The 13,021-nt window shown below is 37.6% G+C and carries 8 protein-coding genes; all 8 read left to right on the top strand.

Annotated features, from left to right (window positions below; genetic code table 11):
* The first annotated feature begins 3 nt into the window (after nucleotides 1-3).
* The 8 genes from coaBC to ABGT15_RS05590 all read left to right on the top strand — a co-directional run bounded on the left by coaBC (nucleotide 4) and on the right by ABGT15_RS05590 (nucleotide 12,943).
* The gene (coaBC, locus tag ABGT15_RS05625; protein ID WP_367230437.1) at nucleotides 4-1,212 is read left to right on the top strand and encodes a bifunctional phosphopantothenoylcysteine decarboxylase/phosphopantothenate--cysteine ligase CoaBC; all 1,209 of its coding nucleotides are present in this window, start codon (nucleotides 4-6) and stop codon (nucleotides 1,210-1,212) included.
* The gene (locus tag ABGT15_RS05620; RefSeq protein WP_367230436.1) at nucleotides 1,205-2,092 is read left to right on the top strand and encodes a DUF4835 family protein; all 888 of its coding nucleotides are present in this window, start codon (nucleotides 1,205-1,207) and stop codon (nucleotides 2,090-2,092) included. The genes coaBC and ABGT15_RS05620 overlap by 8 nt, the downstream gene beginning before the upstream one ends.
* 33 nt (nucleotides 2,093-2,125) lie before the next feature.
* Nucleotides 2,126-3,778, top strand: coding sequence for a DNA repair protein RecN (gene recN, locus ABGT15_RS05615; RefSeq protein ID WP_367230435.1), 1,653 nt, complete (start codon nucleotides 2,126-2,128; stop codon nucleotides 3,776-3,778).
* A gap of 77 nt (nucleotides 3,779-3,855) precedes the next feature.
* The gene (fabV, locus tag ABGT15_RS05610; protein WP_367230434.1) at nucleotides 3,856-5,046 is read left to right on the top strand and encodes an enoyl-ACP reductase FabV; all 1,191 of its coding nucleotides are present in this window, start codon (nucleotides 3,856-3,858) and stop codon (nucleotides 5,044-5,046) included.
* Between the two features lie 20 nt (nucleotides 5,047-5,066).
* Nucleotides 5,067-5,876 carry an enoyl-ACP reductase FabI gene (locus tag ABGT15_RS05605; RefSeq protein ID WP_367230433.1) on the top strand — a complete coding sequence of 270 codons (810 nt, stop codon included), beginning with the start codon at nucleotides 5,067-5,069 and terminating at the stop codon, nucleotides 5,874-5,876.
* Between the two features lie 122 nt (nucleotides 5,877-5,998).
* Nucleotides 5,999-8,851, top strand: coding sequence for a T9SS type A sorting domain-containing protein (locus tag ABGT15_RS05600; protein ID WP_367230432.1), 2,853 nt, complete (start codon nucleotides 5,999-6,001; stop codon nucleotides 8,849-8,851).
* Nucleotides 8,852-8,969: 118 nt separating this feature from the next.
* Entirely contained in the window at nucleotides 8,970-11,087 is a 2,118-nt protein-coding gene (locus ABGT15_RS05595; RefSeq protein ID WP_367230431.1) for a GEVED domain-containing protein, read from the top strand.
* A 77-nt stretch (nucleotides 11,088-11,164) separates the two neighbouring features.
* On the top strand, nucleotides 11,165-12,943 hold the full coding sequence (locus ABGT15_RS05590; RefSeq protein ID WP_367230430.1) for a T9SS type A sorting domain-containing protein: 1,779 nt from the start codon (nucleotides 11,165-11,167) through the stop codon (nucleotides 12,941-12,943).
* The last annotated feature ends 78 nt before the right edge of the window (nucleotides 12,944-13,021 follow it).

The raw sequence follows: 13,021 nt of genomic DNA, 5'->3' as shown, positions 1-13,021 counted from the left end.
ATCATGTCTGTTTTAAGCGGTAAAAAAATACTACTCGGCGTATCCGGAGGAATAGCCGCTTATAAATCAGCCATTTTAGTTAGACTACTTATAAAGGCAGGTGCTCAGGTTAAAGTAATCATGACACCTGCCTCTAAAGATTTTGTTACCCCGCTAACATTGTCCACTTTGTCTAAAAATCCGGTGTATTCGTCTTTTTTTAATGAAGAAGACCAAAATGCCGAATGGAACAATCATGTGGATTTTGCGCTTTGGGCCGATCTGATGCTCATTGCGCCTGCAACAGCCAATACCCTTTCCAAAATGGTAAACGGCAATTGTGATAATCTTTTAATTGCCACTTATCTTTCCGCCAAATGTCCGGTTTATTTTGCACCCGCAATGGATTTGGATATGTATAAACATCCTTCAACATTAGCTGGTTTCAGAACGTTAAGAGATTTTGGAAATATAATAATTCCGGCTGAAAGTGGCGAATTGGCCAGCGGTTTATCCGGTGAAGGAAGAATGGCGGAACCTGAAAATATAGTAGCATTTCTTGAAAAAGATTTAGAAAGTAAACTTCCACTTAAAGGAAAAAAAATACTGGTTACGGCCGGTCCAACCTATGAAGCAATAGATCCTGTGCGTTTTATCGGAAATCATTCCACAGGGAAAATGGGGTTTGATATCGCTAAAGCTGCCGCTGATTTAGGAGCTGAAGTTGTACTGGTTTCCGGTCCGACATATTTGCAGTTAAAACATAGTTTGGTGAAAATTGAACGCGTTACGTCTGCCCAACAGATGTATGATGTTTGTCATCAGTATTTTAATAATGTTGATGTAGCCATAGCAGCAGCAGCAGTAGCAGATTACCGTCCAAAAAATGTAGCGTCGCAGAAAATAAAAAAGAATGAGGCAGCGTTTACCATTGAGTTGGAAAAAACAAAAGATATTTTAGCTTCTTTGGGAGAAATCAAACAAAATCAGTTTTTAATAGGTTTTGCTTTGGAAACTGAAAATGAAATTGAACACGCGAAGCAGAAAATTCAGAAAAAAAACTTAGATTTGATAGTCCTGAATTCTTTGAATGACGAAGGAGCCGGTTTTGGTAAACCAACGAACAAAGTGACTTTCATTGACAAGAATTTTGTTGTTGAACCAATGAACTTGAAAACCAAAGAAGAAGTAGCCCAGGATATTGTTAATAAAATAGTCGAACATTATGCGTAAATTAATTTTAATAGGACTTTTGTTATTCTCTTTTGCAGGCTTCAGCCAGGAATTGAACTGTTCCGTTAAGGTGAGTTACGATCAGATTACCGGTGCTAACCCTCAGGTTTTTAAAACACTGGAGCGTTCGTTAAACGAGTTTGTAAACAATACGAAATGGACAACCAAAGCAGTTACTGCGAATGAAAAGATCGATTGTAGTATGTTTATTACGATAAACGGATATGATTCGAATAATTTTTCCGCCACGCTTCAGGTACAGTCTTCGCGCCCGGTTTTTAATTCAACGTATTCGTCTCCTCTTTTTAACTTTAACGATAAAGACTTTGAATTCCGTTATGTAGAATTTGAAAATTTATTATTCAATCCTAACAGTTATGATTCCAATTTGGTTTCGACTATTGCATTTTATGCCAATCTGATTATAGGTTTGGATGCCGATACGTTTTCGAATCTGGGTGGGACAAAACATTATGAAGCAGCCGCTAATATTGCTAGTATGGCGCAGAGTAGTGGTGTAAAAGGCTGGACCCAAACAGAAAACCGTCAAAATCGGCACTATTTGATAAACGATTTATTATCAAATACTTATACTCCATACAGAGAAGGGTTGTACCAATACCATTTTTTAGCATTGGATAAAATGGCTGATAATACCAAAACGGGTAAACAAAATTTAATTGATGCTATTAAAACAGTTAGCAAAATTCACAGTGTAAGACCGAATTCCTTTATATCTCGTGTTTTTTTTGATGCTAAAACCGATGAAATTGTAAGTGTTTTCAGTGGAGGTCCGAACGTAAATATTGCAGAAATGGTGGAAACATTAAACAGAGTGTCACCTTTGAACGCTTCTAAATGGAATAACATTAAATTTTAAATTTGTGTTATAAACTTATCCGAAACACAAATTATGCTTACCTCGCTATCCATTAAAAATTTTGCCTTAATAGAACATCTGGAAATGAATTTTTCGGATAGGCTTTCTATTATTACCGGAGAAACAGGTGCCGGAAAATCTATTTTATTAGGAGCTTTGGGATTGGTTTTAGGAAAACGAGCCGATTTAAGTTCTTTAAAAGATAAAGAGCAGAAGTGTGTTGTGGAGGCTCACTTTCAGATTGATACTTACAGTCTTCAGGATTTTTTTTCTGACAATGATTTAGATTATGAGGCGGTTACCATCATCAGAAGAGAAATTTTGCCTTCTGGGAAATCGAGGGCATTTATCAACGACAGTCCGGTCAATCTGAACGAACTTCAGGAGTTGGGCGATTTTCTGATTGATATCCATTCCCAGCATCAAACCCGTGAATTGACCGATGAGGAATATCAAATTCAGATTTTAGATGCCATTGCTGATAATCAAGAAATCGTATCAGAATACCAACAGCATTTATCCCGATATAAATCTTTAAAAGCAGAGTTGAAGAAACTGCTTTCCGAAAAGGATTCCCTTTCTAAAGAGCAGGATTATAATAGCTTTTTGCTAGAAGAGCTTCTTACGGCAAAACTAAAACCCGGTGAGCAGGAAGAGCTGGAAAATGTTCAGGAAAAGCTAAGTAATGTTGAATTTATTCAAGAATCTTTAGATAAATCACTAGCCTTTATTAATGATGAGCAAATAGGAATCCTTCATACTCTGAAAGAAGTGAAATTTGCTTTGCAGAAAGTATCCGGTTTATCTGCAGAATACCAGCTGCTTTACGAGCGGGTTTCAAGCATGGTAATTGAAATGGATGATATAACCGGGGAATTGGCCAATCAATCCGAAAAACTGGTAAATGATCCGCAAATGCTTGAATTGGTTAATCAAAAATTGCAAACAATTTATACGCTCCAGAAAAAACACCAGGTAAATTCCATTGACGAATTAGTAGTGATACAAAACGAATTGGACAGTAAAGTGGTTTTGGCCGGAGATTTGGATAATGTTATCCTAAAAATTGAATCTGAAATTACCGATAAAGCAATTGTTTTGGATAATTTGAGTTCGCAAATTTCTGAACGAAGACTCAAGGCAGCTCCGGTGTTGACAGATAAAATCACAAAAATATTAAGTCAATTAGGAATGCCGGATGCTCGTTTTGAATTTGAGATCAAGCCTTCAGAAAGTTTTCTCCATTCCGGTAAAGATGAAGCGCAATTGCTCTTCTCAGCTAATAGAGGAACCAGTTTTGGATTGCTTAAAAAAGTAGCTTCAGGCGGAGAAATGTCACGTATAATGTTGGCCGTGAAATCTATTTTGGCACATTATTTAAAGCTTCCAACAATAATTTTTGATGAGATCGATACAGGAGTTTCCGGTGAAGTAGCTCATAAGATGGGAGATATTATGAAAGAAATGAGTGGAGAAATGCAGGTGTTTGCCATTACGCATTTACCTCAGATAGCAGCAAAAGGAGCGCAACATTATAAAGTATTTAAATCCGTGCAGGGTGAAACAACAGTATCTGAGCTTAAACTTTTGTCCAAAGAAGAAAGAGTAGTGGAAATAGCCGAAATGCTTTCCGGGAAAGATATCACCGATTCGGCTGTTAATCACGCAAAAGCCTTGCTGAACTAAAAAAACAGACTATATTTGTCGGTAAATAAATGGATTTGACAAGTCATTTATGTAACAAACAAACTAACCACAACATTATGATTATAGAGCCTAGAATGAGAGGATTCATCTGTTTGACATCTCACCCAAAAGGATGTGAACAGAGTGTAAAAAATCAAATTGAATACGTAAAATCAAAAGGGACCATAAATGGTGCTAAAAAAGTATTGGTAATTGGAGCTTCAACCGGTTTTGGATTGGCTTCCAGAATTGCAAGTGCTTTTGGATCAGATGCCGCTACTATTGGGGTGTTTTTTGAAAAACCGGCAGCTGAAGGTAAAACAGCTTCTCCGGGTTGGTACAATTCAGCAGCTTTTGAAAATGAGGCTCAAAAAGCAGGATTATATGCAAAAAGTATCAACGGAGATGCTTTTTCAAATGAAGTGAAGCAACAAACCATCGATTTAATCAAAGCGGATTTAGGTCAGGTGGATTTGTTGGTTTACAGCTTAGCGTCACCAGTTCGTATGCATCCGACAACTGGAGTTTTGCATCGATCAGTGTTGAAGCCAATCGGTACAACCTATACAAACAAAACAGTAGATTTTCATACCGGAAAGGTGTCTGAAATTTCAATTGAGCCTTGTAGTGGTGATGATATTGAAAATACAGTTGCTGTAATGGGAGGTGAAGACTGGGCCATGTGGATGGACGCTTTAAATGCTGCAGGTGTATTAGCCGAAGGTGCTACTACTGTTGCTTATTCTTATATCGGCCCGATATTAACAGAGCCAGTTTACAGAAAAGGAACCATTGGTCGTGCTAAAGATCATTTGGAAGCTACTGCCTTTGAAATTACAGATAAACTTAAAGATAGTAACATTAAAGCCTATGTTTCTGTTAACAAGGCCTTGGTCACTCAGGCAAGTTCGGCAATTCCGGTAATTCCTTTGTATATTTCATTGTTGTATAAAATTATGAAAGAAGAAGGAGTACATGAAGGCTGTATCGAGCAAATGCAACGTTTGTTCCAGCAAAGACTATACAATGGCGGGGAAATTCCAACAGACGAAAAAGGAAGAATACGAATTGACGATTGGGAAATGCGTGACGATATCCAAGCTAAGGTTTCTAAATTATGGGAACAGGCTACCACTGACAACTTAGCTGAAATTGGTGACTTAGCAGGTTATAAATCTGACTTCTATCATTTGTTTGGATTTGGATTTGACGGAGTAGATTATAACGCAGATACCAATGAATTGGTTGAAGTGCCGAGTATTGTATAATTGATTATCAGTTTATCAGAATGTACAATTTATTAAAAGGAAAAAGAGGAATTATTTTTGGAGCCTTAGATGAAAATTCAATTGCTTGGAAAACAGCAGAAAGAGTTCATGAAGAAGGTGGAACATTTGTTTTAACAAACGCTCCGGTTGCTATGAGAATGGGGACTATTGATCAGTTGGCAGAAAAAACCGGCTCTCAGATAATCCCTGCGGATGCAACTTCAGTTGAAGACTTGGAGAACCTTGTGGAAAAAGCGATGGAAATTCTTGGCGGTAAAATCGATTTTGTACTGCACTCCATCGGAATGTCTGTAAACGTTAGAAAAGGAAACCATTATACGAACCAAAATTATGAGTTTACTCAGAAAGGTTGGGATGTTTCGGCAGTATCCTTTCATAAAGTGATGCAGGTATTATATAAAAAAGATGCCATGAACGAGTGGGGAAGTATTGTTGCCTTAAGTTATATGGCGGCACAACGAGTTTTCCCGGATTATAACGACATGGCAGACAACAAGGCATATCTTGAGTCTATTGCGCGTTCTTTCGGATATTTCTTCGGAAGGGATAAAAAAGTAAGGGTAAATACAATTTCTCAGTCTCCTACAGCTACAACAGCCGGTCAGGGTGTTAAAGGCTTTGACGGATTTATTTCTTTTGCTGATAAAATGTCGCCACTTGGAAATGCAACAGCACTGGATTGTGCTAATTATACAGTTACGATGTTTTCTGATCTGACTCGTAAAGTGACACTTCAAAATCTGCTTCATGACGGAGGGTTCTCAAATATGGGAGTCAGCGATTTAGTAATGGAATCCTTTTGTAAGTAAATAAAATATTACATTTCAAGTTACAGAACTCACGCTCGTCGTGAGTTTTGTGTTTTATATCGATTCTATAGTGAATTGAGAGAATTATTACTAAATTTATATAGAATTTTAAAAAATATAACATGAGAAAAATTACTTTTTTAATTACCTTCTTAGCATTATTGTGTTATAAAGGTTTTAGTCAAGGGCCCGTTAATGCATATGGGTTTTCCGAATCAACGGAGGCTTATGCGCAAATTTCCGGAACTACATCTACTGCAGTTGGGGATGATGGTGAAGAAAATAACATCAGTATAGGGTTTAATTTCAATTTTGGAGGTACTGATTATTCAACTTTTAGCATTAGTACAAATGGAATGATTAAGCTGGGGGCTGCTATAGTCGATGGTACTGACAATCACTGGACAAACAGTTTAACAAACGGAACACAAGTAAATAAACCACTTATTGCTGCATTTTGGGATGACAATAATTTAAGTACAGGTACTATTACCTATTCGTTGTCGGGTACAGCACCAAATCAAGTTTTATCAGTTAACTGGCATGACACTAAAATTGGTGGTGTAGGTTCAACTGGTGGAACTTCTGTTTCATCAATAATTAGATTGTATGAAACTACCAATGTGATTGAAATAGTATACGGATCTCCATTTACAACAACAAATAGTGTTTCAGGATCTGTTGGGTTAATGGATACGACATCATTTTTAAGCGTTACACCGGCAGCGACTTCAACTGCATCAAGTGGAACTGCAAATAATACAATTAATGCAACTGTAATGGGGAACTTGGCAGGTAAAAAATTAACGTTTACACCTCCATCTGCTTGTACGGGAGCACCAGTTGCAGGTAGTGTTACACCTGCTTCTCAAAATCTTTGTACTGGAACTACACCAGCCGTTTTGGTTGGATCGGGTTATTCTTCAGGTGTTACTGGGTTAACATTTCAATGGGAAGAATCAAATGATGATGGAGCAGCAGATGCTTGGGCTCCAGCAGTAGGAGGTACAGGTGCTACAACTGCATCATATATACCTCCTGCTTTTTCAGGAACAACAATTTATTACAGATTGAATATAACTTGTTCTAATTCCTCACAATCAGCTCAAACGGCTTCAGTAATCGTTACTAATCCTGTTAGTCCTGCAACCCAAGTTACAGCGGTAACAATTCCAGCTGCTACTATTGTGTATACACAGGCAGTTGTAAACTGGACAAATGGTAACGGAAACAGAAGAGTTGTTTTTATTAGTGATTCTGCAACTTTTACAGATCCTGTTAGCGGAAATGCAGCAGCATTAACACCAAATGCTGTTTATGCAGGATCAGGTCAACAATTAATTTTTGACGGAACTGCTGCTACAGTAACAGTTACAGGCTTATCGGGAGGAACACAGTATTATATTAAAGCTTATGAATATGTAAGATGTGGTTCTGGTCCTTACGATTATTTTTATAATACAACTACAGGAACGAATATTGGTAATTTCACTACTTGTGCAAACTATACGGTACCTGCTTCAGAAAACTTCGGTACATATGTACCAGGATGTTGGCAAGAAGCTGATAACGGCGACTTGACTGCTGGACCGGCAACTTTTGGTTCTAGTAGCTGGATTGCAGACGGTTTCGGAAACGTAGGTTCAACGGGAGCTGCCAGATATAATATCTTTACAACAGGTGCTAATGATTGGTTGCTTACACCGGTATTTAGTATTCCTGCTACTGGATATGAGGTAAAATTTGATGCTGCTGCAACACAATTTGCTGCTACTACTGCACCAACAACGGCTTGGGAGGCTGATGATTTTGTACAAGTTTTAGTTTCAACCGGAACGAACAACTGGACTGTTTTGTATACATATAATAATACTAATGTACCATTAAATACAGGTTCTATTAACGTTCTTGATTTAGATGCTTATGCCGGACAGAATGTAAGATTCGGATTCCGTGTTGTTGAAGGTGCAACAAATGGTAGTGCTGATATCGATTTCTCAATTGATAATTTTGAAATTAGATTGTCTCCGGTTTGTTCTAATCCTATTGGGTTGGCCGTTACAAACTTGACAAGTGCGTCTGCAGATGTTAACTGGACAGCAACTACTGGAAGCTATCAATATGTTTTAGATAATGTAGCTACAGATCCTGCTGGTTCAGGAACGTCATTTTCAGCTGAAACGTATAATGCAACGTCATTGTCACCTACTACTACATATTATTTCCACGTAAGAACCGTATGTCCTGGGCCAATTTACAGTGCTTGGTCAACAATATCATTTACTACTCTGGCAACTCCTCCAGCAAATGATGATTGTGCAAATGCAGTTGCTATTACTCCGGGATCTGTATTCTCTGATTTTGTTGCAAATGGTACAACTGTAGGGGCTACAACTTCTTCTGAAACAACTCCGGTAACTTGTGCAGGTTTTTCAGGTGGTGATGTTTGGTATTCAGTAGTGGTTCCTGCAAGTGGAAGTATTACAATTGAAACAGGTGATTCTACAGGTGGTGCAACAGGTTTAGATACAGTAATCACAATTTATTCGGGTGCATGTGGATCATTAACTCAAGTTGATTGTGATGATGATGGAGCTCCTACCGGAACATATTCTTTAAAATCTCTTACAGGTTTAACACCTGGGCAGACTTTATATATCAGAGTATATGAATATTTGAATGATACAGCAGGGGCATTTGGTATCTCAGCTTATGACGCTTCATTAAGTACAGGTACTTTTGATGATGCTAATTTTAAAGTATATCCTAACCCTGTAAAAGACGTATTAAATTTGACACATTCATCTGAAATTAATTCAGTAGAGGTATTTAATATGTTAGGTCAAAAAGTGATTTCTAAAGATTTGAACGCTACTCATGCACAATTGGATTTTTCAGCTTTGAATTCTGGAAATTATATTGTGAAAGTGAATGCCAGTGGGGCAACTCAATCAATAAAAGTTATAAAAATCTAATTGATAAATAACAATATCAGTAGGAAAGACGGCGAAAGCCGTCTTTTTTTATTATTTATGTAAAATATTTCTTAAAAACAAATATTTTGTTAAATTAGCCATGCTAAAAAACAAACATATGAAAAGAATAATTACATTAATTTTACTTGTCTTTGCAGGACAACTTTTTGCCCAGTCTACTTGTAGACAAACATTTACCGCTACAGGTAATGATGACGGTCCAACCGTTTTAACTATTAACGCAGCTGATATTAATTGTCATGGAGCTAATCCGGTTACAAACATGAAACTTATCAATGCAGCCGGAAGTTTGACTTCAGGATATTGTTCATCTGATGGTTCAAGTTGGTTTGGTTTTGATTTGTCTGTAGACGGAGGAGCAGTTGTAACTGGTTGTGCTGCTGCTTTTAATGAATTAAGTATTACGGGTTTTAATACTTTAACAATTACGTCACATGATGATGATGAGTATGCGGATTCTGTGACAATCACAATTGATGTCGAAGTGGCTTTTACCCCTACCGGACCACCTAGTTGTGTTGCTTTGTCAGCACCGTCTAATGGTCAAATCAATGTAGCATCGGGTCAAATCTCTTGGCCTGCCGCATCAGGAGGTCCATCAGGCTATAAGCTAAAAGTTGGTACAACACCAGGAGGTACGAATGTACTTAATATGGTTGATGTTGGAAATGTCTTAACTTATGATTTAGGAGCCTTAACTCCGGGAGGGACATATTATGTTACTGTAGTTCCTTTCAACGCCAATGGTGATGCTGTGGGATGTACTGAGAGTAGTTTTACTACATGCCTAATATGTTATTGTGAACCATTATATGAAACCGGAAAAACAGACGGTGATTTAATTTCGAGCATTATTATAGCAGGAACAACATTGTCTAATGATTCCGGAACAGATGAAGTTAACCCAGCTTATACCTTTTTTTCCGGAGCACCTAATTATACTGCAACATTACAAGCTGGTTCAACTTATGATATTCAGGTAACAGTTGGTAGTTATGGTGGTCAGAATGTAGCAGCATGGATTGATTATGACGATGATGGCAGTTTTGAGACAACGGAAAGAGTAGGATATACAACTTCATCGATAACTGGTGGCGGATCTGCTACTTTTCAGATTGTATTGGCTTGTAACCCTTCTTTAGGTACACACCGAATGAGAATCAGAGATGTATGGAATACTCCAGGGGCAAACATCGATCCTTGTGACGAATATGGTTTTGGGGAAACAGAAGATTACAATATAACTATTTCTGCTCCTGCTGCATGTCCGCAGCCTTCCATGTTGGCAGCGTCATCGGTTACCAATGCTACTGCTTCACTTTCATGGAATGCAGGTTGTTCTGAGACAGTTTGGAATTTACATTTAGCTCCTTCCGGTGGAGGAGCGCCAGCTGGAGCGCCATCAAATCCGGGTGTTACATTTCCTTTCAACGCAACAGGATTGACAGCTTTATCAAGTTATGATTTTTATGTACAAGCAGATTGTGCCGGTAACGGAACTAGCGCATGGACAGGACCGTTTACGTTTACAACAGCTGCAATACCTCCGGCTAATGATAATTGTAGTAATGTTGTTTCGTTAACTCCAGGAAGTGTTTTTGCAGATAATGAAGTCGTAGCTAACAATGTAGGAGCTACAGACTCGACACCACCTGCGCCGGGTTGTGCCAGTTTTAATGGGGGTGATGTTTGGTTTTCAATAGCGGTTCCTAACAGCGGAAGCATTACAATTGAAACAAATAATGATTCCGGAAGTGCAATTACAGATACAGGATTAGCTGTTTATGAAGGATCTTGCGCCGGTTTAACTTTGTTGGATTGTGATGACGACAGTAGTGCGGACGGGAACTTTTCATTAGTTTCATTAACCGGAAGAACACCTGGAGAAATATTATATGTAAATGTTTGGGAATTTGGTGGAGGAGCCGGAGGTACATTCAAAATTTCAGCTTACGATGCTTCTTTAAGTACTGGTTCTTTCGATTTGTCTTCATTTAAAGTATATCCAAATCCGGTTAAAGATGTGTTGAATATTTCGTATTCTTCAACTATAACTTCAGTAGAGATTTTTAATATGATTGGACAAAAAGTAAATCATAAATCACTAAACGTTACTCAAAGTCAAATTGATATGTCTAACCTTGCTAATGGCGCATATATTGTTAAAATAAATGTCGATGGTTTAACCAAATCAATAAAAGTGATAAAGCAATAATTTGTTATTTAAATGATTAATTAAAAAAAGCTGCCTTTATGGTGGCTTTTTTTTTACATTTGCAAAAAAACTGAAATATGATTAAAAATTACTTTTTGTTGCTAAGTTTACTTTTGGTAAGCGGGATTTCTAATGGTCAGTGGTTGGCAGCTGATATTTTCCAAACATCGCAAGGTTGTTATGGGGAATGTAATAGTTTTGAGGTAAATTATCCGACTATTAAAGAAACAACATCTTATACTGTCAGTAGCATCACTTACAATCCTCCTTTTGGGGCAACTAGCGGGACAGCCACTCAGCTTAATTTGGACGATAGATGGTCTGATGTTATTGATTTAAAAGGTATTTCAGCTCAAGATTTCAATTTTTGTTTTTATGGTCAGAACTATAGTAAAGTTTTGGTCTCAACTAACGGAGTTATAACGTTTAGTATAGCAGGTGTTACTACTGGGGGGCTTTATACTCCAAATTCTTTTTCTACTTGGGTAAATTCAGGAGCTGTTCCATATGCGGGACCTAGTGCTAATGCTCCATTTAAAAATTCAATCAATGGTGTTTTTCAAGATCTTAACCCTGCCGTTTCAAATGCTTTTGCCACACCAAATATCAACTATTATACTGCTGGCGCATTTCCAAATAGAGTTTTTGTTTTAAATTTAGCTAATTCAGCACAATACGGTTGTTCTTCGGACGCAGCAGTAGGTGCTCAAACATCCCAAATCTTGTTGTATGAGGGGAGTAATATTATTGAGGTACATGTTCAGAGAAGAGTGCCTTGTACTACTTGGGCTAATGGTAATGGTTTGATTGGGATTCAAAATGAAGCTGGTAGCCAAGGAGTTACGCCATCCGGAAGAAACGGTGGGACATGGTCTGCAACTAATGAAGCATGGAGATTTACACCAGCCGGTAACGACGTAGTACCAACAATAACATGGCTTAAGAGCGGAAATGTAATAGGAAGCGGAGCAATACTTAATACGTGTGACACAAATCAGGAAATCTATACGGCTCAGGTTTCTTTCGCAAACTGTTCTTCTACTACAGTTTTAAGTGATACATATACATTTACACCAATACCTGAAATTAACGCAGGTCAGCCAAATGTACTTACTTTGTGTAGTTCTGCACCGCAGCCTTATACTTTTGATTTGACTCAAAATACACCAGTTGTGTTGAATGGATTGGATCCTCAGTTGCATGCAATCAGTTATCACGCCTCCTTAAATGATGCACAGAATGGTACTGGTGTAATTACTAACCCTCAAAATTTTGTGTCAACTGGTCAAACTATTTATGTTAAAATAGAGGATTTAATAACGGCTTGTTATACTGTTAAAAGTTTCGATTTGGCTATAGTGTCTGGTCCTTCGGCACCAACAGGTAATCCGGTTCAAACGTTCAGCAATGGTGAAACACTTGCAAATGTTGAGGTTACAGGTGATAATATTCAATGGTATTCTGATGCGCAGGGAGGTACTTTATTGTCTTCTTCGACTTTGTTAGTTAATGGAACCACTTATTACGCATCGCAAACCGATTTGAATGGTTGTGAGAGTAGAAATACTACTTCAAACCGATTTGCTGTTACAGTGTATGATGTTTTAAGCAATAACGAGTGGAATAATAATTTGTTCAGCGTTTATCCGAATCCGGTTAAAGATATGTTGAATATTTCATACGCTTCGGAAATAACTTCTGTAGAGATTTTTAATATGATTGGACAGCGTGTGGCTTTAAAATCAATAGGAAGTACTCATGGAGAAATGAATATTTCAAATTTAACTGCAGGAACTTATATCGTAAAAGTTACATCGGAAGGTTTAACAAAATCTATTAAGATCGTAAAGGAATAAATTATCAATGTGAATTTTGAAAAGCCGCCAATTTTGGTGGCTTTTTTATTTTTATAGCAGTATCTTTGTTAAAATTAT

The sequence above is a fragment of the Flavobacterium enshiense genome, from assembly GCF_040750275.1.
Lineage (GTDB): Bacteria > Bacteroidota > Bacteroidia > Flavobacteriales > Flavobacteriaceae > Flavobacterium > Flavobacterium enshiense_B.
The sequence above is the reverse complement of the archived record's forward strand: the minus strand, read 5'-3'. Positions and strand labels throughout refer to the sequence as shown.